This is a genomic window from Streptomyces boncukensis, from assembly GCF_011045075.1.
Taxonomy (GTDB): Bacteria; Actinomycetota; Actinomycetes; order Streptomycetales; family Streptomycetaceae; genus Streptomyces; species Streptomyces boncukensis.
In genome coordinates this window covers 1-23,126 of record NZ_JAAKZZ010000031.1, presented here as the reverse complement: position 1 = coordinate 23,126, position 23,126 = coordinate 1, and the positions used below count along the sequence as shown (strand labels likewise).

At 73.1% G+C, this 23,126-nt stretch carries 22 protein-coding genes and 1 riboswitch; of the genes, 13 read left to right on the top strand and 9 right to left on the bottom strand.

Going from position 1 to position 23,126, the window contains the following annotated elements; translation table 11 throughout:
* Positions 1 to 49 precede the first annotated feature (49 nt).
* Entirely contained in the window at positions 50 to 163 is a 114-nt protein-coding gene (locus G5C65_RS05280; RefSeq protein ID WP_165297432.1) for a methionine/alanine import family NSS transporter small subunit, read from the bottom strand.
* Complete coding sequence (locus G5C65_RS05275) at positions 163 to 1,737, bottom strand: sodium-dependent transporter (protein ID WP_165297431.1); 1,575 nt, start codon at positions 1,735 to 1,737, stop codon at positions 163 to 165. Before G5C65_RS05275 ends, G5C65_RS05280 begins: the two co-directional genes overlap by 1 nt.
* 74 nt (positions 1,738 to 1,811) lie before the next feature.
* Between G5C65_RS05275 and G5C65_RS05270 the strand changes: the two genes are divergently transcribed.
* Positions 1,812 to 2,777 carry a helix-turn-helix transcriptional regulator gene (locus tag G5C65_RS05270; protein ID WP_165297430.1) on the top strand — a complete coding sequence of 322 codons (966 nt, stop codon included), beginning with the start codon at positions 1,812 to 1,814 and terminating at the stop codon, positions 2,775 to 2,777.
* Positions 2,778 to 2,829: 52 nt separating this feature from the next.
* Here G5C65_RS05270 and G5C65_RS05265 read toward each other — a convergent pair whose 3' ends face one another.
* The gene (locus tag G5C65_RS05265) at positions 2,830 to 3,756 is read right to left on the bottom strand and encodes an SDR family oxidoreductase (protein ID WP_338146241.1); all 927 of its coding nucleotides are present in this window, start codon (positions 3,754 to 3,756) and stop codon (positions 2,830 to 2,832) included.
* 234 nt (positions 3,757 to 3,990) lie between these two features.
* On the opposite strand from G5C65_RS05265, the gene G5C65_RS05260 reads away from it, so the two are divergent.
* Positions 3,991 to 4,512: a DUF4240 domain-containing protein gene (locus G5C65_RS05260; RefSeq protein ID WP_165297439.1), complete on the top strand. Its 522-nt coding sequence runs from the start codon at positions 3,991 to 3,993 to the stop codon at positions 4,510 to 4,512.
* A gap of 10 nt (positions 4,513 to 4,522) precedes the next feature.
* Here the strand turns inward: G5C65_RS05260 and G5C65_RS05255 are convergent, their stop codons facing one another.
* Entirely contained in the window at positions 4,523 to 4,969 is a 447-nt protein-coding gene (locus tag G5C65_RS05255) for a hypothetical protein (RefSeq protein WP_165297428.1), read from the bottom strand.
* A 295-nt stretch (positions 4,970 to 5,264) separates the two neighbouring features.
* On the opposite strand from G5C65_RS05255, the gene G5C65_RS05250 reads away from it, so the two are divergent.
* From G5C65_RS05250 to G5C65_RS05235, 4 genes are all read left to right on the top strand, one after another.
* Entirely contained in the window at positions 5,265 to 6,155 is an 891-nt protein-coding gene (locus G5C65_RS05250) for a TIGR01777 family oxidoreductase (RefSeq protein ID WP_165297427.1), read from the top strand.
* A 460-nt stretch (positions 6,156 to 6,615) separates the two neighbouring features.
* Positions 6,616 to 8,061 carry an FAD-dependent oxidoreductase gene (locus tag G5C65_RS05245; protein ID WP_165297438.1) on the top strand — a complete coding sequence of 482 codons (1,446 nt, stop codon included), beginning with the start codon at positions 6,616 to 6,618 and terminating at the stop codon, positions 8,059 to 8,061.
* 159 nt (positions 8,062 to 8,220) lie between these two features.
* Positions 8,221 to 8,496: a hypothetical protein gene (locus G5C65_RS05240; protein WP_420903281.1), complete on the top strand. Its 276-nt coding sequence runs from the start codon at positions 8,221 to 8,223 to the stop codon at positions 8,494 to 8,496.
* Positions 8,497 to 8,604: 108 nt separating this feature from the next.
* Positions 8,605 to 9,576, top strand: coding sequence for a DMT family transporter (locus G5C65_RS05235; protein WP_165297426.1), 972 nt, complete (start codon positions 8,605 to 8,607; stop codon positions 9,574 to 9,576).
* On the opposite strand, the gene G5C65_RS05230 is transcribed toward G5C65_RS05235, so the two are convergent.
* On the bottom strand, positions 9,542 to 11,803 hold the full coding sequence (locus G5C65_RS05230; RefSeq protein ID WP_165297425.1) for a terpene synthase family protein: 2,262 nt from the start codon (positions 11,801 to 11,803) through the stop codon (positions 9,542 to 9,544). The genes G5C65_RS05235 and G5C65_RS05230 overlap by 35 nt on opposite strands.
* Before the next feature lie 92 nt (positions 11,804 to 11,895).
* Positions 11,896 to 12,080: riboswitch (cobalamin riboswitch) on the top strand.
* A 58-nt stretch (positions 12,081 to 12,138) separates the two neighbouring features.
* Between G5C65_RS05230 and G5C65_RS05225 the strand changes: the two genes are divergently transcribed.
* Genes G5C65_RS05225 through G5C65_RS05215 form a run of 3 tightly spaced genes read left to right on the top strand, consistent with a single transcriptional unit; the run spans position 12,139 to position 15,022 of the window.
* Positions 12,139 to 13,173, top strand: a complete 1,035-nt coding sequence (locus G5C65_RS05225) for an ABC transporter substrate-binding protein (RefSeq protein WP_420903282.1) — start codon at positions 12,139 to 12,141, stop codon at positions 13,171 to 13,173.
* Entirely contained in the window at positions 13,170 to 14,261 is a 1,092-nt protein-coding gene (locus G5C65_RS05220) for a FecCD family ABC transporter permease (protein ID WP_165297423.1), read from the top strand. Before G5C65_RS05225 ends, G5C65_RS05220 begins: the two co-directional genes overlap by 4 nt.
* A complete protein-coding gene (locus G5C65_RS05215; RefSeq protein WP_165297422.1) occupies positions 14,258 to 15,022 on the top strand; it encodes an ABC transporter ATP-binding protein in 765 nt (254 codons plus the stop codon). Before G5C65_RS05220 ends, G5C65_RS05215 begins: the two co-directional genes overlap by 4 nt.
* A gap of 5 nt (positions 15,023 to 15,027) precedes the next feature.
* On the opposite strand, the gene G5C65_RS05210 is transcribed toward G5C65_RS05215, so the two are convergent.
* Positions 15,028 to 15,225, bottom strand: coding sequence for a hypothetical protein (locus tag G5C65_RS05210; protein WP_241265561.1), 198 nt, complete (start codon positions 15,223 to 15,225; stop codon positions 15,028 to 15,030).
* Positions 15,226 to 15,357: 132 nt separating this feature from the next.
* Between G5C65_RS05210 and G5C65_RS05205 the strand changes: the two genes are divergently transcribed.
* The 4 genes from G5C65_RS05205 (at position 15,358) to G5C65_RS05190 (ending at position 18,619) form a co-directional block, all read left to right on the top strand.
* Complete coding sequence (locus G5C65_RS05205) at positions 15,358 to 16,191, top strand: helix-turn-helix domain-containing protein (RefSeq protein ID WP_165297420.1); 834 nt, start codon at positions 15,358 to 15,360, stop codon at positions 16,189 to 16,191.
* Complete coding sequence (locus tag G5C65_RS05200) at positions 16,188 to 16,418, top strand: DUF397 domain-containing protein (RefSeq protein WP_165297419.1); 231 nt, start codon at positions 16,188 to 16,190, stop codon at positions 16,416 to 16,418. The genes G5C65_RS05205 and G5C65_RS05200 overlap by 4 nt, the downstream gene beginning before the upstream one ends.
* Before the next feature lie 345 nt (positions 16,419 to 16,763).
* The gene (locus tag G5C65_RS05195) at positions 16,764 to 17,954 is read left to right on the top strand and encodes a sensor histidine kinase (protein WP_165297418.1); all 1,191 of its coding nucleotides are present in this window, start codon (positions 16,764 to 16,766) and stop codon (positions 17,952 to 17,954) included.
* Positions 17,951 to 18,619 carry a response regulator gene (locus G5C65_RS05190; RefSeq protein ID WP_165297417.1) on the top strand — a complete coding sequence of 223 codons (669 nt, stop codon included), beginning with the start codon at positions 17,951 to 17,953 and terminating at the stop codon, positions 18,617 to 18,619. The genes G5C65_RS05195 and G5C65_RS05190 overlap by 4 nt, the downstream gene beginning before the upstream one ends.
* Before the next feature lie 170 nt (positions 18,620 to 18,789).
* Here the strand turns inward: G5C65_RS05190 and G5C65_RS05185 are convergent, their stop codons facing one another.
* The 3 genes from G5C65_RS05185 to G5C65_RS05175 form a co-directional block, all read right to left on the bottom strand.
* On the bottom strand, positions 18,790 to 19,812 hold the full coding sequence (locus G5C65_RS05185) for a 2Fe-2S iron-sulfur cluster-binding protein (protein WP_165297416.1): 1,023 nt from the start codon (positions 19,810 to 19,812) through the stop codon (positions 18,790 to 18,792).
* Positions 19,809 to 21,068: an aromatic ring-hydroxylating oxygenase subunit alpha gene (locus G5C65_RS05180; protein WP_165297415.1), complete on the bottom strand. Its 1,260-nt coding sequence runs from the start codon at positions 21,066 to 21,068 to the stop codon at positions 19,809 to 19,811. Before G5C65_RS05180 ends, G5C65_RS05185 begins: the two co-directional genes overlap by 4 nt.
* A gap of 10 nt (positions 21,069 to 21,078) precedes the next feature.
* On the bottom strand, positions 21,079 to 23,126 hold a 2,048-nt coding region (locus tag G5C65_RS05175), incomplete at its 5' end, for an NADH:flavin oxidoreductase (protein WP_165297414.1).

Here is a 23,126-nt window from a genome sequence, read left to right as displayed (position 1 = left end):
CCGCAGTGGTGCGGGGCGTCCGGCACCGCCGGTCTTCGCCTGCGGACGGTCAGCTCTCGTTCGGCTCCTCCGGATGGCGGCGGAGGTTGACGACGGCGGCGACCAGGCCGCCCCAGACGATGACGATGGCCGCGACCATCATGATGACGGCACCGGTGGACATCAGTGGGCCTCCTTGTCCAGGCTGGTCGGTTCGGCGGTGTCCAGGTCCGTCCCGGACTGCCGGGTCGGGCCGCCCGGCCAGGGGATGAGAGAGATCACGACGCCGATGAGGAGCGCGCCGGCGGCCACGGCCCAGCCCGACCAGAACAGGAACTCGGTGGAGTATCCCGAGTAGTTCTCGTCGAACTCGTCACGCAGGCTGTCCACCATCATCCAGCCCAGCACCACCGGGGTGATGACGGCGAGGCAGATCTTCCACCACTGGCCCAGCCGGAAGGCGGAGCTGGCGTTCGCGTGCGACTGGAACGGATCCAGGCTCCGCCACCAGCCCACGCGGTTGTAGGCGGCCATCCACAGGCGGGTGACGACGATCAGGAACACCAGCGCGGCCATCGCGATGCCGTACTGGTTGATGAAGTGGTCGCTGGCGTCGAGGATCGACAGGCCCGCGTCCGTCGGGAAGATGACGAGCGAGACGACGGCGGTGATGCCGCCGACCACCAGCACGGCCGGCAGCCGGCGCATCCCGGTGCGGTCCTGCACCGAGGAGATGACGACCTGCACGATGCTGATGAGCGAGGTCAGACCCGCGACCGTCAGCGAGCCGAAGAACAGCACGCCGAAGAACGGGCCGCCCGGCATCTCCGAGATGATGGCGGGGAAGACCACGAACGCCAGGCCCACGCCGCCGTTGACGACCTCGTCGACGGCCACGCCCTGCGCCTGGGCCATGAAGCCGAGCGTCGAGAACACCCCGATGCCCGCCAGGATCTCGAACGAGCTGTTGGCGAAGCCCGCGACCAGCGCCGAGTTCGACAGGTCGGCCCGCCGCCCCAGATAGGAGGCGTAGGTGACCATGATGCCGAAGCCGATGGAGAGCGAGAAGAAGATCTGCCCGTAGGCCGCGACCCACACGCTGCCGTTGCCCAGCGCCCCCCAGTCCGGCGAGAAGAACGCGTCGAGGCCCTCGGCGGCGCCGTCCAGGGTGACGGCGCGGATCACCAGCGCCAGGAAGAAGACCAGCAGCAGCGGCATGAAGATCTTGTTCGCCCGCTCGATGCCGCGCCGCACCCCGAGGGCGAGGATGACCAGGACGACCGCCCACACGATGAGCAGCGGCCAGAAGACCCCGCCGACCCAGCTGGAGGGCATGCCCGGGTCGCTGGCGTGCAGGAAGTCCCCGCTGAAGAACTTGTCCGGGTCCTTGCCCCAGTCCTTGTCGAAGGAGAAGCCCGTGTAGCGCACGGCCCAGGCGACGATGGTGGCGTAGTACGTCGCGATGACGAAGGAGATGGCGACCTGCCACCAGCCGATGGCCTCGGCGGGCCGTGTGATCTGGCGGAAGGCGGCCGGGGGCGACTGGCGGTACTTCCTGCCCACGGTGTATTCGAGGATGAGCAGCGGGAGTCCCGCGGTGAGGAGCGCGATCAGATACGGCAGGAGGAAGGCCCCGCCGCCGTTGTCGTACGCCTCGGCCGGGAAGCGCCAGATGTTCCCCAGGCCGACGGCGGATCCGATCGCGGCCAGCAGGAAGCCCGTTCTGGAGCCCCACTGCTCACGATGTTCCTGTGACATATCCCGTTCCTAAGTAGGTGCAGAGCTTACGGAACGTTAGCAGTGGTCCAGGACACACCGGCAGAATGTTTGCCATGCGAGCTTCCCGCCTGATCAAGATGGTCCTCCTCCTGCAGGCCCGCCGCGCCATGACGGCCGCCGAACTGGCGGCTGAGCTGGAGGTTTCCGAGCGCACGGTCGCCCGGGACGTGCTCGCGCTCTCCGAGGCCGGAGTTCCCGTGTACGCGGACCGGGGGCGCACCGGTGGCTATCGGTTGATTGGTGGCTACCGTACGCGACTGACCGGGATGGGCCGCAGCGAAGCCGAGGCGCTGTTCCTGTCCGGAGTGCCCTCAGCGCTGCGGGACATGGGCCTGGAGGACGCCGCGTCGGCGGCCCGGCTGAAGGTGTCGGCGGCGCTGGACCCCACGCTGCGGGACGTCCAGGACAGCACCGCGCAGCGCTTCCATCTGGACGCGCCGGGCTGGTGGAACGAGCCGGAGGCGCCGCCGCTGCTGCCCGAACTCGCCGACGCGGTGTGGTCGGACCGCCCGGTCACCGCGCACTACCGCCGGGGGGACGGCGAGGTGGAGCGGGAGCTGGAGCCGTACGGACTCGTGCTCAAGGCGGGCGTCTGGTACCTCGCGGCACGCGCCGAGGGGAACTGGCGGGTGTACCGGGTGGACCGGTTCGCGCGGGTGGTGCCGCGCGCCGAACACTTCGACCGGGAGCCGGACTTCGACCTGGCGGAGTTCTGGGCGGAGCGTGCGGCCGCGTTCGCCCGCTCGATCCTGCGCTCCGAGGCCACCCTGCGGCTGACCGAGGCGGGACGGAAGCGGCTCCCCCATGTGACGGACCGCGCCGCGGCGCAGGCGGCGCTGGACGCGGCGGGCGCCGCGGACGCGGCGGGACGGGTGACCGTCACCCTCCGGGTGGAGAACGACGAGGTGGCGTTCGGTCAGCTCTTCGGGCTGGGCCCGGAGTGCGAGGTCCTGGCGCCCGCGTCGCTGCGGGAGCGCTTCGCCGATGCGGCGCGGCGGACAGCGGCCCGCTACGCGTGAGCCGGGCCGTCCGCCGCAGCGGCCGGGCGCGCGGTTCCCCGGGGCCCGGGGTTTACCGGTACCCCGTCACATCCGCCGGCTTGCCCGCTTCCTGTACCTCCGCGATGTAGCGCCAGGCGTCCGGCGCCGAGCCGTCCGCGTCGGTGAAGCCGTACACCTGCGCCAGACCGCCGCTGGAGAGCGAGCGGCCGTTCCAGCGCGCGACGTCCGGGTCGGCGGCCAGCGCCGCCAGGGCGCGGCCGACGAAGACGGGCGACTCCGAGATCGCGAAGTGCGGGTCCTTCTCACACCCGTCCCGCCAGCGCTCCTCGGTCACCTCGAAGTAGGTGTCGAGCATGGCCTCCGAGCGGAGCCAGCCCGGGGTGAGGCAGACCGCCGTCGCCCCGTGGTCCGCCAGCTCCCTGGCGAGATTGCGGGCCATCCGCAGCGGCGCCGCCTTGGCGAGGTCGTAGTAGAAGGGCTCGCGGTAGTTCCGGCCGTTGAACTCCTCCGTCCCGTCCGTCACCTCCACCACCAGGCCGCCCGGCTCCCGGATCAGCAGCGGCAGCGCGTACCGGCTGGTGACCAGGTGCGACTCGATGCCGAGGCGCAGGATCCGCAGCCCCTTGTCCAGGTCGTGCTCCCAGAGCCTCCTGCCCCACTCGACGAGGTGGTCGCCGCCCCAGGCGTTGTTCACCAGGATGTCCAGGCGGCCCTGCTCGGCCTCGATCCGCGCGACGAGCGCGCGGACCTGCTCCTGGTCCAGATGGTCGGTGGGCGCCGCGATCCCCCGGCCGCCCGCTTCGGTCACCAGTTCGGCGGTCCCCTCGATGGTCTCGGTGGACCGGCCGACCTCGCTCACCCGGTCCCGGGTGGTGCGTCCGGTGGCGTAGACCGTGGCGCCCGCCCGGCCCAGCTCCACCGCCATCGCCCGCCCCGAGCCCCGGGTCGCCCCGGCGACCAGGGCGATCCGGCCCGCCAGCGGTCGTGCTTCGCTCACGTGTGCGTCCTCCTCGTGTCGTACTGTCGCGCCGTGCTGTCGGTCGTACGGGTTCCACGCTGGCAGCCAATCCGGACAGCCTGTGTCGGCATTGCCCACAGATCCCGGACCCCTTCCGACCGCCTCCACCCGCGCGTCGCGCACGGGCTCACGCGCCCCGCGCATAACGACACAGCCGCATCTGGCGCACTCCGGGTGCGTCCCCGGGCCGCAGGCCGGATGCTGAAAGGCGTGATGGACGAGATGGAGTTCTGGGAGCTGATCGATTCCACCCGCGAGGCCGCCGAGGGCGACCCCGAGGAGCAGACGGATCTGATCGTCGAACGACTGGCCCAGCTCGATCCCGACGCCGTGACGTACTTCGCGCGGCACTTCGAGGCCCGGTACCGCCGCGCGTACCAGTGGGACCTGTGGGCCGCCGCCTGGATCCTGCTGGACGGCGCGAGCGATGACGCGTTCGACGCGTTCCGGTGCTGGCTGATCGGACAGGGCCGGGAGGTCTTCGAGGGCGCCGCGCACGACGCGGACGCGCTCGCCGAGCTGCTGCCCGACTTCGACCCGGAGCTGGACGGGGACGCGGAGGACCTCGGCTATGCGGCGGACGAGGCGTACGACCAGCTCACCGGCGTCCCGCTGCCCGACCTGGGACTGCCGGAGGGCCCGGCCGACCCGGAGGGCGTCCCGCTGGACATGGAGGACACCGAGGCGCTGGCCGAACGCCTGCCGAAGCTGTGGGAGCGGTTCGGGGGCCGGTAGCGCCCCGCCCTCACTTCGGGCGGGCCGCGTCCAGGAACTCCAGCGTCTGCCACTCCTCCGCCGTGAACTGCTCGCCGAGCCCCCGCTCCACCCGGACGGCGCGCTCGTCCGCTTCGGCCGGCACCTCCCGCCCGCGCTCGGTGCGACGCTGCGCACGGTCAAGGATGTGGGCTTTTGTGGCTCTGCCGAGGCGTTGACGACGCTCCAGCAGTACCGCAAGGGCGAGTCCGGCCTGGTCGAGTGGGACGGCGTCTTCTATCTGACCGCCACGTGCGAGGCGCCCGAGGCGGAGCAGTACGAGCCCGGGCAGTTCATCGGCGTGGATCCCGGGATCGAGAACATCGCCGTCCCGTCCACCGGCTACCAGGCTGCCGGACGCGGCCTCGACCGGTACCGCAAGCGGCGGCTGAAGGCCCGTGCCCGCCGCGAGGCGCGGCACGTCAAGAACACCAGCCACGTCATCTCCAAGACGATCGTGACCGAGCATCCGGCAGAGGGCACGGCTCCGCAAGCCCCAACGGGTCACACTCCCTTTGCCGGTTGTGCGGCGTCGTCGCGCAGGCCGACCGGAACGCTTCCCGCGCCCTCGCCCACCGTGCCGTTGGGTGCTCGTCGAGGTAGAGCAGGGCCGCGTACTGCGGGGACGGTCAGCCCGACGGGCTTGAGCACCGCGCGCACCGAGCCACGCCCGCACGTCTTCACACCCGCACGCCTTCACACCGCCGCAACCGGCCACCCGGCAGGATGGCCCCATGCGTATCGCAGTCACCGGTTCGACCGGACTCATCGGTTCCGCACTCACCCGGTCGCTGAGGTCCGAGGGGCACGACGTCGTACGCCTCGTACGCCGTCCCGCCGCCGCGGCCGACGAGGTCGAGTGGTCCCCCAAGCGCCAGTACGTGGACACGGCCGGACTCGCGGGCTGCGAAGCCGTCGTCCATCTGGCGGGCGCCGGGGTGGGCGACCACCGCTGGACGGCGGCGTACAAGCGCGAGCTGCGGGACAGCCGCGTCCTCGGCACCGCCGGACTCGCCCGCGCGCTGGCCTCGCTGGACGCCCCGCCGCACACCCTGCTGGTCGGCACCGCCATCGGCTACTACGGCGACACCGGCGACCGCGCCGTCGACGAGTCGGCGGGCCCGGGGACCGGCTTCCTCGCCGAGCTGTGCCAGGAGTGGGAGGCGGCGGCCGGGCCCGCGCAGGAGGCGGGCATCCGCACGGTGTTCGGCCGAACCGGGCTGGTCGTCGCCCGGAAGGGCGGCGCATGGGGACGGCTGTTCCCGCTGTTCAAGCTGGGGCTCGGGGGGCGGCTGGGGAACGGGCGGCAGTACTGGAGCCCGATCGCGCTGCACGACCATGTGGCGGCGCTGCGCTTCCTGCTGGAGGAGGACGCGCCGGCGGGCCCGGTCAACCTGACGGGGCCCGAGCCGGTGACCAACGCGGAGGCGACGGCGGCGATGGGGCGGGTGCTGCGCCGCCCCACGGTGTGCGCGGTGCCCGCGCCGGCGCTGCGGGTGGCGCTGGGGGAGTTCGCGGGGGATGTGCTGGGCAGCCAGCGGGTGCTTCCGGCGCGGCTGCGGCAGGCGGGCTTCACGTTCGCGTTCCCGACGGTGGACGACGCGATCCGCGCCGCGCTGCGCTAGCTTCCGGGCTGCGCTGGGCAGGGGCTGCCCCTGCCTGTGCCTTGCAGGCTGCGGGTGCTCTGTCGCTGGTCGCGCAGTTCCCCGCGCCCCTGACGGGGCGCCCCGTCAGGGGCGCGGGGAACTGCGCGCGCAACCACGACCCAACCCGCGGACTGCGACGCACCGGCAGGGGCAGCCCCTGCCCAGAAACACCGGCAAGAGGACACGCAAGATCTCCGCCGCAGGGCACGGGTGCGATGCGCTCCGCCATGCGGGGTGCCCGGAACGCAAGGGAGCAACGGGTTCCGGTCCTGTGCGCCCGTGCGCGGGGACTGCGCGACTTATGGCGATCGCTCAACTCCGTAGAGTCGTCGACCGAGGAATTACGCGCCCCACTCGGGGCATCAGCATCGCAACCGCACCGCGTCGACGACGGGGAGGCACCGTGCTGATCAGCAGCGCACGCGCAGGCACCGGCCGCATGGAGGGCGCGGAGGGCGGTGAACCCGAGACGGTGGACGTCGTGATCGTCGGCGCCGGACTCGCGGGGCTCGCCGCCGCGCACCGTCTGCACGACGCGGGCCTGAGCGTCACTGTGCTGGAGTCCCGCACCCGCGTGGGCGGCAGGATGGCCACCGAGCGGATCGACGGCTTCCGCCTCGACCGCTCCCCCGGCCTGCTCAGCTTCGGTCCGGACGCGGACGGCTTCGGCGAGTTCCCGCCGCTGCGCGCGCTCGCGCTGCGGCCGTTCACACCGGGTGCCCTGCTGCACGCGGACGGGCGGACCCTGCGCGTCGGCGATCTGCGGCGGCAGCGGTCCGAGCCCTCCGACGCCCGCCGCCGGATACGCCCGCGCGGGACGGGCCGGAGCGGACCCCCGGGGCGGATCCGCACCCCCCGGCGCACGCGAGGCACAGGGGGCGCACTCACGGCCGCGCGCGCACTCACCGGGGCACGCAGCCGCGCCGACATGTCCGACGCGCTCGATCTGGCCCGGCTGCGCGGCGCGCTCGCCCGGTTCGCCGAACAGCCGCCGGAGGGCCTGCTGGCGCGACCGGAGCTGCCCGCCGCCAAGGCGCTCCCCGCGCGCGGCCTGCCGGCCCGCACGGTCGACTCGCTGATCCAGCCGCTGCTGACCGCGCTGCTGTCGGACCCGCAGCTGGTCACCTCCAGCCGGGTCGCGGACCTCACCCTGCACGGCTTCGCCCGGGGCGGGCTGTGCCTGCCCGCCGGGGGCCAGTCGGCGGTGCCCGAACTGCTGGCGGCGGCGCTGCCGCCGGGAACGGTGCGCACGGGGGCGCACGCCGTCTCGGTCAGCACGCACGCCGTGCGCACCGCCGAGCGGGGCACCTTCCCGTGCCGGGCCGTACTGGTGGCGACGGGGGCGCTCTCGGCGGCGCGGCTGCTGCCGGGACTGCGGACGCCCGACTTCCACCCGGTGACGGTGCTGCACCACATGGCGGACGAACCGCTCCCGCACGGCCCCTCGTTCGTGGTGGACGCGGTCGGCGCCGCGCGCGGCCCGCTCAGCCACACCTGGGTGACCTCCGCCGTCGACCCCTCGCGCGCGCTGCCGGGGCACACGCTGGTGACGTCCGTGGTGCTGGGCGCCGCGACGGCCGAACCCGCCGCGGCGCTGGACACGGCGGCCCGGCCGCAGCTGGCCGCGCTCTACGGCACCCGTACGGAGGGCTGGGAGCTGCTCGCCGCGTACCACAATCCGCGCGCCGTCCCGGCGATGCCGGCCCCGCACGACCCGCAGCGCCCGGTGCGGATGCTGGCCGGGCTCTACGTCTGCGGCGACCACCGCGACACCAGCACGGCGCGCGGCGCCCTCGCGTCCTCGCGGCGGGCCGTACGGGAGATCCTGCGCGACTTCGGGCAGGTGCCGCAGCGGGACGGGACGGGGGTGCCGGTGGCGGCCTGACGGGGGCGTCACCGACTCTCCCCGCTCCTGCCACAGCAGCCCCTCCAGAATCGAACACACTTCCAGAACTCCGGGATGACCAGCGGGTTTTGTCAGTGCCGACGGGTAGAATCGAACTAGTTCACTTCGGGATCACCGACGCTCTGGAGGAGGCTGTCGATGACCGCTGTCCACGCGCCGCAGCGCCCGCTGCCACAGATGTCCACCCTGCCGGTCCTGCCGAAGAAGCCGCTGCCGCCCGGCCGCCCGCGGGAGTGGTACGAGACCCACAACCGCCGGCTGAAGGCCATGCGGATCGCCATAGCCCTGCTCGACACGGGCGTCTACACCCCGGAGCAGGCGCACAACCGGCGCATCCGCACCGTGGCGGCCCGGATCGGCGTCCACCCCCCGTCCCTGACGACCTGCCGCCTGGTGCGCGCCCTGCTGCCATAGCGGAGCGCGCCGCGAACGCGACGTCGTAAAACCGCGAGCCGGCACCGCACCCGGAGCCATACGGTTCCCCTGCACGCACAGCACAGCACAGCACATCGGGGGAACCGTATGACCGGGGAAACGGCCGGGAAGACCGACAGGGCGGCGCTCGCCGCCGCGGGCGTCACCGTCGTCCTGTGGGCGTCGGCCTTCGTCTCCATCCGCAGCGCCGGGGCCCACTACGGCCCCGGCGCCCTCGCGCTCGGCAGGCTGCTGTCGGGCGCGGCGGTGCTCTGCGCCGTCCTCCTCGTCCGGCGCGAGGGCCTGCCGCCGCGGGCCGCCTGGCGGGGCATCGGGCTGTCCGGAGTGCTGTGGTTCGGCGCCTATATGGTCGCGCTGAACTGGGGCGAGCGGATGGTCGACGCGGGCACGGCCGCCATGGTCGTCAACGTCGGCCCGGTGCTGGTGGCGCTGCTGGGCGGCTGGCTGCTGCGGGAGGGGTTCCCGCCCCGGCTGCTCGCCGGGATCGCGGTGTCGTTCCTGGGCGCCGTGGTCGTCGGCCTGGCCACCTCCGGCGGGGGCGGCTCCGGGTCCCTGACGGGGCTGCTGCTGTGCCTGCTCGCCGCCGTGACGTACGCGAGCGGCGTGGTCAGCCAGAAGCCCGCGCTGCGCTACGCCTCCCCGCTGCAGGTGACCGCGTTCGGCTGCCTGATCGGCGCGGTGGCCTGCCTGCCGTTCAGCGGGCAGCTCGTCTCCCAGCTCGGTGACGCGCCGCCCGCCGCCACGGCCAACATGGTCTACCTCGGCGTCTTCCCCACCGCCCTCGCCTTCAGCACCTGGGCCTTCGCGCTGTCCCGCACCACCGCCGGGCGGATGGGCGCCACGACCTATGTGGTGCCCGCGCTGGTGGTGGCGATGTCGTGGCTGGCGCTCGGCGAGGTCCCCGGGCCCCTCGCCCTGGCGGGCGGCGCCCTGTGCCTCGCGGGCGTCGCGGTGTCCCGGCTGCGCGGCCGGAGGGCACCGGCCCCCCGGCCGCTGCCGGCTCCGCCTGCCGGCCCCGGGGACGTCAGGGAACCGTCTGGAGTGCGGCGCTCCCGGTGACTCCCCCCGCCCTTGCGGGCAGCCGCGCCGCCGCCGTGCCCAGGCCCGCGGGGCCGTCGAAGGGCCAGTGGGCGCTGTGGTGGCGGCGCAGGTCCGCCTCCGCGTAGCGGCGCACCTGGCGGTGCCAGTTGAGGATGCCCGACATCCAGTGCTCCAGCTCGCGCACATAGCGGTCGAGCACCGCGCGCGCCGGCGCGTCCAGCCCGAAGTCGTCGCAGAGGACGGGGAACTCGGCGGCGGCCACGTGCAGGAACTGGCGCAGCCGGGAGTGCAGCAGATCGCCGACGACGGCGACGCCCGCCGGATAGTCGCAGTCGAAGAAGTTCTGCACGACGAGGACGCAGTTGTGGACCTCGCCCTCGAACTCGATCTCCTTCTGGTACGAGAAGAGGTCGTTGAGGAGGCAGGCGACATCGCAGGCGGCGTTCTCCAGGGACCGCACGGGACCGGAGGTGTAGACCTCGTCAGGGACGGCGTTGCCGTGGCCGATCCGGCACAGGCTCATGGTGAGCGAGGAGCCGAAGGTCAGACGGCGCATCTCCAGATAGTCCACCGGGTCCGGGATGCGGTTCAGCGCCTGGTTGTGCAGCTCCCAGAGCCAGGAGTTCACCATGACCTCGACGGCCTCGCGGAACCGGCGCCGCCCCGCCGGGGGCATCGCGCCGGCGGTGCGGGCCCACAGGTCGGCGAGCCCCCGCTCGAAGGGGTGCGCGGGGACGGCGGCCGGGGCGGCGCCGTCCACCGGCATGAACTGGCCGAGCCGCTCCGTCAGCGCCTTCGCGCCCGCCAGGTCGCGGGTGCGGCCGAAGCGCACCGGGTAGTAGTCGTCGCCCCAGGTGCCCCAGGCCAGCCACTGCGAACCCAGATCCAGCTCCTCCGCCGTGCCGTCCGGGTGCAGACCGGCGGCGCACAGCGGGAGGTCGTAGTCGCACAGCAGGGTCTCGTCCCAGAGCCGGCCGCCGGGCACGTCGGGCTGCGGCTCCAGCAGCCCCATGGCGTGCGCCCACGGGACGACCCGCTCCCGGGCGCCCGCCAGGTGCGGGTTCAGCCGCAGCGCGAAGGGGAGGTCGATGTCCGGGACCCGCGCGGGCCCGGTCCGCCGGTGCGGCACATGGGTGAACGTGCGGACGCGCTGCGCGTTCGTCCGGCGCGTGGTGCGGGCGAGGTCGGCGGCTGAGGTGCCGAGCCCGGCCGGGACGTACCCCGGGCCCGGGGCCGCCTCCGCCTGGACGCCGCCGCCGTTCATATAGCGGCTGGAGCGCATATGCCACTCGTGGCCGCCGGACTGCCAGTCCTGGAGGCCCTTGGCGTACGCGGTGACGTCGGCGCACTGCCGGGCGTCCAGCCCCTTCTCGGCGCACAGCGCGGGCACTTCGGTGAGCGCGGTGTGCTCGAACTGCTGGAGGCGGGAGGTGAGCAGGTCCCCCACGGCGTCGGCGGCCTCCTGGGTGGAGCAGTCCAGGAAGGTCTCCAGCACCAGCACGCCGTTGCTCAGCTCGCCCTCGTCACCGGTCTCGCGCTCGTACGAGAACAGGTCGTTGCGCAGGTGCACGGCGTCCGCGAAGGAGTCGCGCAGCACCTCCAGGGGCCGCTCGTGCGCGACGGCGGCCGGCACCTCCGCGTGCTCGGAGAACTCCACCAGCCCTGCCGACCAGGGCGCGCCCCCGACCTTGCGGCGCATCTCCACATACTCCACCGGGTTCGGCACCCGGCCGATGTTGATGTTGGACAGCTCCCACAGGGACTCGTTGAGCAGATTCTCCGTGCTGCGCGCGAAGCGGGCGCGCCAGGCGGGGGACATCGAGGGCACCGTGCGGGCCCACAGGTCCTTCAGCCCCGCCTCCACGGGGTTGCCGGGCTCGGGCACCTGCGCCGCGCCGCCCAGCGGCATGAAGGCCGGCAGCCGGTCGAGATACGCCTTGCCGCCGGCGCGGTCCTGGGTGCGCTTGAACACCTCCAGGAAGTGGTCGTCGAAGAAGAAGACCCACACATACCAGTCGGTGATCAGGGACAGGTCGGGGCCGGAGGCGTCGGGGTGGGTGTAGGCGCACAGCAGGGCGTAGTCGTGCGCGGCGAGGTCCCGCTCCTCCCAGACGCCGGAGCCCTCCAGCATCCCCATCTCGCGCGCCCACGCCGTGGAGTGGACACGGGCTTCCTCCAGATGGGGATTGAGCCGTGCGGGATACGGGACGTAGAAGTCGGGGAGCGTGAAGGGCTGTTGGGACATGCCCACAGCGATACCCACACCTCTCATTCCCCATCTCACCCGAAAGTGTGCTCTTCGGCTCGCGGGCCCGCGGCGGGGCGCCGGATCCGGCGTGATAGCTTGCCAGCGCCAGTCAACCCCGTCGAACGGGCCAGGGAATCCGGTGCGAATCCGGAACTGACGCGCAGCGGTGAGGGATGTGAGCGGCGGGCACAGGCCACTGGAGGAGCCCCTCCGGGAAGGCGTCCGGCGCGCAGAAGTCCCGAGTCCGAAGACCTGCTGGCACCTCCGTACCGGCTCCGGGCGGAGCAGGACGCCGGGCTCCGCGCATGGGCCTTGAGACGGAGAAGGAAACTGTGGTGGCCAAGAACCGCCGTACGGCCGCCTGGTGCGGCCTGCTCGCGCTGCTCGTCCTCGCATCCGGATGCGGGGGCCAGGACTCCGGAAAGGGCTCGGGCGACTCCGCCGCCGGATATCCGCGCACCCTGCACAACTGCGGGCGGAAGGTCACCGTGGAGCACCCGCCGCGCCGCGCCGTCTCACTGGACCAGGGCTCTTCCGAGATCCTGCTCGCACTCGGCCTCGGCGACCGGATGGCGGGCACCGGCACCTGGACCGACCCGGTGATGAAGGGCCTCGGCGAAGAGAACGCGAAGGTGCCGCGGCTCGCCGACGGCTACCCCGCCCTCGAACGCGTCCTCGACAAGGAGCCGGACCTGGTCACCGCCTCCTTCGCCGCCACGCTCGCCAAGGGCGCGGTGGCCCCGCGCGGGAAGTTCGAGAAGCTCGGGGTGCCCACGTACCTCTCCCCCGCCGACTGCGCCAAGGACAACACCACCGGCGGCGACGGCACCCGCGCCGAGCGGCTGGAGATGGCGGACGTGTACGGAGAGGTGCGGGACCTCGCCCGAGTGTTCGGCGTCGAGAAGCGGGGCGAGCGGCTCGTCGCCCGGCTGAAGAAGCGCATGAAGCAGGCCACCGAGGGCACGGACGCCTCCGGGACGACCGTCATGTACTGGTTCGCCAACTCCGAGTCGCCGTATCTGGCCGGATGCTGCGGGGCGCCCGGCATCATCACCCGGGCCGTCGGCGCGAAGAACGCGTTCGACGCCACCCACGACGAGTGGCCGCAGATCGGCTGGGAGAAAATCGCCGACCGCGACCCGGACGTCATCGTGCTGGGCGATCTGACCCGCAAGAACCAGACCGCCGAGACGGCCGCCGCGAAGATCAAGAAGCTGGAGTCCAACCCGGTCACCCGGCGGATGACGGCGGTGCGCAAGAAGCGCTACGTCCGGCTGCCCGGCGCCGCCATGAACCCGTCCATCCGCACCGTCGAGGGCGTCGAGCAGGTGGCCGAGGGGCTGCGCGGGTTCGGGCTCGCGAAGTGACGGCCTCCTCCGGCGCCGCCGCCCTCTCCGCCGTCGTCCGCGCCGGGCGCACCGGGCGCGGGGCCGCCGTCTACGGCGTCGTGGGGCTCGCCCTCCTCGCCCTGTCGATCGCGGCGGCGATCTCCATCGGGCAGGCGGGGATCGGGGTGCTCGACGTGTGGCGGGTGGTCGTCGAACGGCTCGGCGGCGCCGAGTCCGGACTGTCGCCGATCCGCGAGGGCATCGTGTGGGAGCTGCGGCTGCCGCGCGCCCTGCTGGCCGCCGTCTGCGGCGCGGGCCTCGCCCTGTGCGGCGCCGTGCTCCAGTCGCTGCTGCGCAACCCGCTCGCCGACCCCTTCGTGCTCGGCGTCTCCTCCGGCGCCTCGACGGGCGCCGTCTGCGTCGTCGTACTCGGCGTCGGCGGCGGGGCGCTCTCGCTGTCGGCGGGGGCCTTCGCGGGCGCCGTGCTCTCGTTCGGGCTGGTGCTGCTGCTCGCGCACACCTCCGGCGGTACGACGGACCGGGTGCTGCTGTCCGGCATCGCCGGTATGCAGTTCTTCTCGGCGCTGACCTCGCTGGTGGTGTTCCTCTCGGCGGACGCGAACCAGACCAAGGCCGTGCTGTTCTGGCTGCTCGGTTCGCTCGGCTCCGTCGGCTGGACGGAGGTCGCGCTGTGCTCGGCGGCCCTCGGCGCGGCCCTGGCCGTCTGTCTGGCGCGGGCCGGCGCACTGGACGCCTTCGCCTTCGGCCCGGAGGCCGCGGCGGCGCTCGGCGTCTCCGTCCAGCGGGTGCGGATGGCGCTGCTGCTGGTGACCGCGCTGGTCACCGCGGCGCTGGTGAGCGCGTCGGGCGCGATCGGCTTCGTGGGGCTGGTGCTGCCGCACGCGGCGCGCGCCGTCGTCGGCCCGGGGCACCGGCGGCTGCTGCCGGCCACGGCGCTGCTGGGCGCGGTGTTCCTGGTCTGGGCGGACACGGCGGCCCGTACGCTGCTGGCGCCGCGCGAACTGCCGGTGGGGGTCGCCACCGCGCTGGTGGGCGTGCCCGGTTTCGTCGTCCTGCTGCACCGGCGCCGGGGCGGCCTGGCGGGCGCCGGAGGTGGCGGCGTATGAGCCTGCGCGCGGAGCGGGTGGCCTGGCGGGCCGCCGGACGGCTGGTCCTGGACGGCGTCTCGCTGTGCCCCGAGCCGGGCACGACGGTCGGGCTGCTCGGCCCGAACGGCTCGGGCAAGTCCACGCTGCTGCGGCTGCTGGCCGGGGTCAGGCCCACCGCCTCCGGCGTGGTCACCCTCGACGGGGTGCCGCTGCCCGAGCTGGGCCGCAAGGCCGTCGCGCGCCGGGTGGCCGTGGTCGAGCAGCACGCCGAGACGGGCGCGGACCTGACGGTGCGGGACGTCGTACGGCTCGGACGGATCCCGCACCGCGGCGCGTGGTCGGCACCCGGCGCCGCCGACGAGGCCGCCGTGCGGGACGCACTGGAGCGCACCCGCCTGACCGAGCGCGCCGCGCAGTCCTGGCACACCCTCTCCGGCGGCGAGCGGCAGCGCGCGCAGATCGCCCGTGCGCTGGCCCAGCGGCCGAGCGAACTGCTGCTGGACGAGCCGACCAACCACCTCGACATCCAGCACCAGCTCGCCCTGCTCGCCCTTGTCGTCCGGACCCCGGTGACGAGCGTGATAGCGCTGCACGACCTGAACCTGGCGGCGATGTTCTGCGACCACGTGGCCGTGCTGCGGCACGGCCGGGTGGTGGCCGCCGGGGCGCCGGGTGCGGTGCTCACCGAGGAGCTGATCGGGGACGTGTACGGGGTGCGGTCCGTGGTGACGGCCGAGGGGCCCGGGGGACGCCCCTCGGTGCGGTTCCTGCCGGGCTGAGGCCCTCAGCCCTCCTCCGCGAGCGCGGCGATGAGCCGCTCGGCGGTCGCCAGATTGCAGCGGCCGAGATCGAGCAGCGGCTCGGTGAGGTGATCCGCACAGGAGGAGAGGTCGACGCGCAGCGAGGGCAGCAGCACGTCCGCCTCCCCCAGAGCGGTACGCAGCCGCCGGTACGCGTCCTCCGCCTCGCGGAGCTTCGTCATGGTCGTCCTCATCGCAGCACCCTTCTTCGGAGAGATCTTCACTTTCCGTGGTCCCAGCGTCGCCCTCCGGGCATAGTGGTGGGGAGGCAGCAGGGCTTGCAGGCGCAGTTGTCAAGGGCTGAGAGGCAAAAGATGGCGGCGGAGAAGGAAGTTGGCGCGAACGTCAGGGGCAACCCGCACGTGTCGACCCTGGCCTACTTCGGAACGGAGCTGCGGATCAAGCGGGAGGAGGCCGGACTCAGCCAGTCGATGCTGGCCACGCGCACGTTCTGCACCCACTCGCTGGTCTCCCGCATCGAGAGCGCGCAGCGGGTGCCGACGGAGGAGTTCACCCAGCGCTGCGACGAAGTGCTGGGCACGGGCGGCTTGTTCCTGCGGATGTGGCCCGTCATCATCCAGCACGCCTATCCGGACTGGTTCCGGCCGTTCGTGGGACTGGAGAAGGACGCGACCGAAGTCTGGGACTTCGAGAACCAGGTCGTGCCGGGGTTGTTGCAGACCGAGGAGTACGCGCGAGCCCTCTTCGCGGCGGCCCGGCTGCCGAACACGGACGAGCTGGTCGCCGCCCGCATGACCCGGCAGGACATCTTGGGACGGGACGACCGTGCGCGCCTGTGGGTCGTACTGGATGAAAACGTACTGCGGAGGGCCGTCGGCGGACCAACGCTCATGGCACGGCAGTTGAGGGAGATCGTAAGGGCGGCGGAGGACCAGCGCACCATCGTCCAGGTGATTCCGTACGAGGTGGGTGCGCACGCCAGCATGGATGGACCGTTCGTCGGGCTGACGCTGGATGAGGGCCCAGACGTCGTGTGCACGGAAGGCCGGATCCGTGGCACGATCATCGCCGCTTCCACTGATGTCGCCGAGTACAGTCACACTTATGATCTGCTGCGGGCAGACGCCCTCTCACCTCGGGCGTCACTCGACATGATTGCCGCGCGAGCGAAGGAGCTCTCCTCATGACCAGCGCGAGAAACCTGCCCTCCACGGCATGGCGCAAGAGCAGCTACAGCGGCCAAGGCGGCGGCAACTGCCTGGAAGCAGCTCTGCACTCCACGGAAGGGACCGTCCCCGTACGGGACTCCAAGAACCCGCACGGCCCCGCGCTCCTCATCCCGGCTGCCGCGTGGCAGGCGTTCGTCACCCGGGTGCGCGCGGGAGCCGTTGACAGCGCGGGTGTCACAGCCTGACCCGGACCGAGGCCGTGTCCTGCGGAGCTTGCCGGGCAGAAGCTGCCCCTTACTGCGCCGTGCGGGGTGCGGCTGGTGCCGTGGTCGCGCGCGCAGTTCCCCGCGCCCCTTCGGGGCGCACTCTGCGTGCCCCGTCAGGGGCGCGGGGAACTGCGCGACCAGCCACGGCCGCGCCGCAGCCCGCAACGCACGGGCCGGGGCAACCCCGACCCGGCAGCCCCGGCAGAGGGCAACCATGATCCGCAGGACACGCCCTACGCGTACTCCCCGGGTTGCGGCCCGGAACCCGCTGGTCGCAACCCCGGGTGGAGCGCGCACGGTGCGGCGCCGACCTACGCTGGCCCCATGATTCCCGGCGCGCGCTCCCGGTTCGGCACCCTCCGGCTCCCGCGCGGGCAGGCCGCGGACGCGGCGCTCGCGGGCGGCATGCTGGTCGTGGTGATGGTCGGCACCCTGCCCGCGCTGCTGGGAGAGCGCCGGGAGCCGTGGGCGACGACGGTGGTCGGCTGGGCGCTGATCGTCGTCGGCTGCGGCGCCCTCGCCTTCAGGCGCCGCCGTCCGGCGCCCATCGCGCTGCTGACCCTCGTCGTCAGCGGCGTGTACTACGTCACCAGCGCCTACGACGGCGTGCTGCTGATCGCGGTGGTCATCGCGCTCTACACGGTCGCCGCGAGCGGGCAGCTCGCCTCGGCCCTCGCCATCGCGTCACTGGCCGTGCTGAGCACCGGCGCGGGCACGATCGCCGGGAACGACGACGTCAACGGCGTCGCGCTGTTCATGCTCGCCGGGTGGCTGGTCGCCGTCGTCGCGCTCGGCTGGGCGCGGCACAGCAGGCTGGAGTACGCCCGGGAGGTGCAGCGGCACGCGGCGAGCGAGGAGCGGCTGCGGATCGCCCGCGAGCTGCACGACAGCATCGGCCACCACCTCTCTCTGATCAACGTGCAGGCAGCGGCGGCGCTGCGCCGCTGGCAGAAGGACCCCGAGCGCGGCGCTCAGGGCGCGGGGTCCGCGCTCGGCTCGGTCAAGGAGGCCAGCCGGGAGGCCCTGCGCGAACTGCGGGCGACGCTCGGCGCGCTGCGGGACAGCGGCGAGGCGGCCCCCACGGGCCCGGTGCCCGGCCTGGAGCGGATCGGCGAGCTCGTCGAGTCGGCGCGGCGGGCCGGGCTCGCAGCGCGTGTCCGCACCAGCGGCACGCCGGAGCCGCTCCCCGCAGCGGTGGACCGGGCCGGGTTCCGTATCGTCCAGGAGGCGCTCACCAATGTGAGCCGGCACGCGCACGCGACCGCCGCGACCGTCCATCTGGGGTACGGTCGCCGGGAGCTGACGCTGGAGATCGTGGACGACGGGCGGGGCTCGGCGCCGTCCGGGACCGGTACCGGCGCGTCCGGCAGCGGGATCAGCGGGATGCGCGAGCGGGCCCGCGCGCTGGGCGGCGACCTGACCGCGGAGCCCGGCGCGGGCGGCGGCTTCGCCGTACGGGCCCGGCTGCCGTACGAGAGGGACGGGATGGACGAGAGGGAGAGGGCCGCTTCATGATCAAGGTCCTGCTCGCCGACGACCAGCGCCTGGTGCGCGCGGGGTTCCGCTCGATCCTGGAGGACGAGGACGACTTCGCGGTGGTCGGCGAGGTGGGCGACGGCGCCGAGGCGGTGGCCGCGTGCCGCGAGCGGCGCCCCGACGTCGTCCTCATGGACATCCGGATGCCGGGTGTCGACGGGCTGGAGGCGGCCCGGCAGATCGCCGCCGACGAACAGCTCGCCGAGGTGCGGGTGGTCATCCTCACCACCTTCGACCTGGACGACTACGTGTATACGGCGCTGCGCGCGGGGGCCAGCGGCTTCCTGGTCAAGGACACCGAGCCGGAGGAGCTGGTGCACGCTGTACGGGTGGCGGCGCGGGGTGACGCGCTCATCAGCCCGGGGATCACCCGGCGGCTGATCGCGGAGTTCGCGGGCCGGGCGCGGACGCCCGAGCCCAGCCCCCGGCTCAACGCGCTGACCGAGCGGGAGCGGGAAGTGATGCGGCTGGTGGCCGCGGGGCTGACGAACGACGAGATCGCGGCGCGGCTCACGCTCAGTCCGGCCACGTCGAAGACGCATGTGAGCCGGATCATGACCAAGCTGGATGTGCGGGACCGCTCCCAACTGGTGATCCTCGCCTATGAGTCGGGCATGGTCAGCCCCGGGTGGCTGCAGAGCTGACCTGCTCGCGCAGGGCGCCGGGCACGCTCCTGGGCGCCCCCGCCTCCCCGCGCTGCCTCGTGTGCGGCGCCTCTCCCAAGCTCTCGGCTTCGCTCGAGCAGGGGTACCCCCATCGCACCCGTGCCCGGCGACGAGACAGCAACGGGCGGCCCCGGCCGGGCAGGCCCGCTTCAGGCGTCGATCACGAGGTCCTCCAGCGGTTTCGAGCAGCACAGCAGGATCTTGTTCCGGGCGATCTCGCGGGGGCGTATGCCCCCGTTGTGCTGCATGTCGACGGAGCCGGAGAGCAGGGGCGTCTTGCAGGTGCCGCACATGCCCTGGGCGCACGAGGCCGGCAGGTTGAGCCCGGCGCGGGCCGCCGCGGCGAGGAGCGCGGTGTCGGCGTCGCACTCGATCGTGCGCCCGCTGCGGGTGAACTCGACCTTGAAGCCGGCGCCGGGGGCGGCGGCCGGGGTGCCGAGGGACGTCTCGAAGGCGAAGCTCTCCTGGTGGTAGCGGTCCATGTCGAGGCCCGCGTCCGTCAGCATGGCCCGCGCGGCGGCCATATAGGGGGCGGGGCCGCAGACGAAGACCTCCCGTTCGAGGAAGTCCGGTGCGACCTGCCGGAGCATCTCGATCGTCAGCCGGCCGCGGTATCCGCCCCAGGGCTCGTAGGGGTGGTCGTCCTCGCAGACGTGGACCACCCGGATGTTCGGCGCGGTCGCGGCGATGAAGTCGAGCTCGCGGCGGAAGACGATGTCCTTCGGGGTGCGCGCGCTGTGCACGAACACCACGTCGGCAGGGTCGGCCAGGTCGTAGAGCGTCCTGGTCATCGCCATGGACGGGGTGACTCCGACGCCCCCGGACAGGAAGAGGTACCGGGGCGCCGGATGCCGGGCCGTGGAGAAGTCGCCGTGCGGGCCGTGCGCCCGCACGGTGTCGCCGGGCCTGAGGCGGTCGTGCATCCAGTTCGACACGCGTCCGCCGGGGATGCGCTTCACCGTGGTGGTGAGGAGGAAGGGGCGGGTGGGCGGCGAGGAGATGGTGTAGCAGCGCTGCACCGGCTCGCCGTCGATGTCGAGGGTCAGCGTCACGAACTGGCCGGGTTCGTGCCGGAACAGCCGGGGCTCGGCGTACTCGAACACGAAGGTGGTCACGTCGTGCGTGAGCGGGTGGACCTGGCGGCACACCAGGAGCTCGTCGGTCTCGGTCACAGCTGCCCCTCCAGATGCGCCCTGAGCCGGGCCACGTACCAGTGGACGAACTGCTCGACCTGTTCCTCCGCCGGCGCGTAGGGCCCCGGCAGATAGGCGGGGCTGCTGACGCCCTGCTGGGCGCGTGCGACGAGCACGGCGTCCTGGTCGTTGGTGGCCTTCCAGACCTTGGTCATGGTGTCGAGGTCGTAGTCGACACCTTCGACGGCGTCGGCGTGCACCAGCCAGGTGGTGCGGACGAGGGTGCGGTCGGCGCCGAGGGGGATGGCCGCGAAGGTGACCGCGTGGTCGGCCATGAAGTGGAACCAGGCGTTGGGCTGCGTGTGCAGGGCGAGGCGGCCCAGGCGGGCGGTGGGGAAGTCGGCGAGCAGCCGCCTGCTGGCGGCCGTGCCGTCCGGCGTGAAGGACTCCCCGGCCAGGTCGAGGGGTTCGCGCTGGATGCGGAAGCCGGTGGCGCGGGTGTCGAGTTCCTCGATGGTGGCGTAGGGGAGGCCGAGCGACGCGTACGTGCGGTGGGCCTCGGCCTCCGCCCGCAGGAAGCGCTCGTAGGCCGGGCGCAGCACCGGCGTGATGTCCTGCTCCTCGTAGCCGTAGGTGGGGAAGTAGCAGCCCTGGAGTTCGGGGTGGCCGCCGCAGTGGTAGCACTCCCGGTTGTTCTCCATGGTCAGCTTCCAGTTGCCGTGCTCGACCAGGTCCGTCTGGGCCGCGACCTTCGCCCCGGCCAGGCGGTGCGGGGCGAGATAGGGCTCGATACGGGCCGCGACCTCGTCGAAGTCGGCCGGCGGCTCCTCGGCCAGGCAGATGAAGACCAGCCCGCCGACCGTGCGCACCCGCACGGTCCGCAGCCCGAAGCAGGCCGGATCGAGGCCGGGCGGCTGGGACGGGGCGTGCCGCAGGGCGCCGTCCACCCCGTACGTCCACTGGTGGTACCCGCAGACGATGTTGCCCACCGAGCCGCGCTCCTCGTGGAGCAGCCGCGCGCCGCGGTGCCGGCAGACGTTGTGGAAGGCCCGTACTCGGTCATCGTCGTCGCGGACGACGATGACCGAGTACGGCCCGAGTGCGACCGTCACGTAGTCGCCGGGCTCGGGGAGCTCCGCCTCGGCGGCGACGAACAGCCAGTGCTTGGCGAAGACGGCCTCGATGTCGAGGGCGAAGAACTCCTCGCTGGTGTAGAAGGGGGCTTCCAGGCTCTGTCCGACGGCACGCCGGGCGACGAGCCGGGCCGCACCGGACGCGGATGTCGTGAAGGTCATCGTGTCTCCCTCAGACCGGCAGGCACAGCCGCAGCGCGTCGTAGACCGCGGCGTGGATGGTGCGGGAGGCGACGGCGTCGCCGATGCGGAACAGCCGGAACGCGCCGGCGTCGTTGCGGACCACCGTCTGCTCCCGGTGCGCGAGCAGGGCGCGCAGGTCGACCTCGCCGAGGTTGACCGACCGGGGGACGAGCTCGGTGTACAGCTCGTCGTTCGGCAGCGTGCCGTGCTCCACGACGACCTGGTCCACGGTCCGCTCGGCCTCGGCCCCGGTGTACTCGCTGTAGAGGGTCGCGACGAGGCGGCCGTCCCCGGAGCGGCGCACGGAGCGCAGCCGCCGGGCGAGCGTGGTGGTGACGCCGTGCGCGGTGAACGCGCGCAGATACGCGGGGGAGTTCATGCTGCCGACGTCGGGAGCCAGGGTGCGCTCCGGAGTGACGTACTCGATCCGGGCGCCGGAGGAGGTGAGGACCTCCACGGCGTCCATGGCCGGGTAGCCGCCGTGGTCGTCGTAGACGAGGATCTCGCCGCCGGGCCGCCGCGGGGGACGCAGGGAGCCGGTCATCACGTCCCAGGTGTCGGCGACCAGGTTCTCGCCTCCGGCCAGGAAGCCGCGGTCGGGCGTGCCCCCGGTGGCGACGATCACGAGGTCGGGGTGCTCGGCGAGGACGTCGTGCGCCTCGGCGTACGTCCCGGGGCGCAGGTCGACCCCCAGGTGCTTGCACTCGGCCAGCCGCCAGTCGGCGATCTGGATCAGATCGCCCCTGCGGGGGTTCGAGGCGGCGAGCCTGATCTGCCCGCCGGGCTGGTCGCTCGCCTCGAACAGCACGACGTCGTGGCCGCGTTCCCCCAGCACCCGGGCCGCCTCCAGACCGGCCGGGCCGCCGCCGACGACCACGGCCCTCCGGCGCCGGCCGGTCGTACGGGGGACGAGGTGGGGCACCGTGAGTTCGCGGCCCGAGGCCGGGTTGTGCACGCACTTGGTGTCCCCGGAGTCGTAGATGGCGTCCAGGCAGTAGCTCGCCCCGACACAGGGCCGGATGCGGTCCTCCTGGCCGGCCTCCACCTTGGCGACCAGGTGCGGATCGGCGATCTGCGCGCGGACCATGCCGACCAGGTCGAGGAGCCCCGCGCGCAGGGCGTGCCGCGCGGTGGCCACGTCGGCGATCCGCGCCGCGTGCATGACGGGGACGGCGAGCCGGCGCCTGATCTCGCCGGTGAAGTCCAGATGGGGCGCCAGCGGGGTGCCGATGGACGGGATCGTCCTGGCCAGGGAGGCGTCGCTCTCGATGGAGCCGCGGATGGTGCTGATGAAGTCGATGCCGTCGTCGCGGAAGCGCTCCGCGGCCGTCAGCCCCTCGTCGAAGCCCAGTCCGCCGGGGCGGTCCTCGTCCAGCGTCATCCGGATGCCGACGAGGAAGTCCGCTCCCACGGCCTCGCGGACGGCCCGGATCACGCGCCGCGGGAACGCCATGCGGTTCTCCAGGCTGCCGCCCCACTCGTCGTCCCTGCGGTTGGTCGCGGGGGACAGGAAGCTGTCCAGGAAGTGGCCGTACGCCTGGAGTTCGATGCCGTCGAGGCCGCCCTCCCGGCAGCGGAGCGCCGCCGCGGCGTAGTCGGCGGCGATCCGGTCCAGGTCCCATGCCTCGGCGGCCTTGGGGAAGGAGCGGTGCGCGGGCTCGCGCAGCGCCGAGGCGGACACCACCGGGAGCCAGTCGCCGGTGAAGTTGCTGGTGCGGCGGCCGAGATGGGTGACCTGGCACATGACAGCGGCGCCGGCACCGTGCACGTCGTCGGCGAGCCGGCGCAGCCACGGCACGATCTCGTCGCGGTACAGGAGCAGGTTGCCGAACGCGGGCGGGCTGTCGGGGGCGACGACGGCCGAGCCGCCGATCATCGTCAGGCCGACCCCGCCCCGCGCCTTCTCCAGGTGGTAGGCCCGGTAGCGGTCCTTGGGCAGGCCCTCCTCGCCGAACGCCGGTTCGTGGGAGGTGCTGACCACCCGGTTGCGCAGGGTGAGGTGCCGGAGCTGGAAGGGCTGGAGCAGGGGGTCCGGGG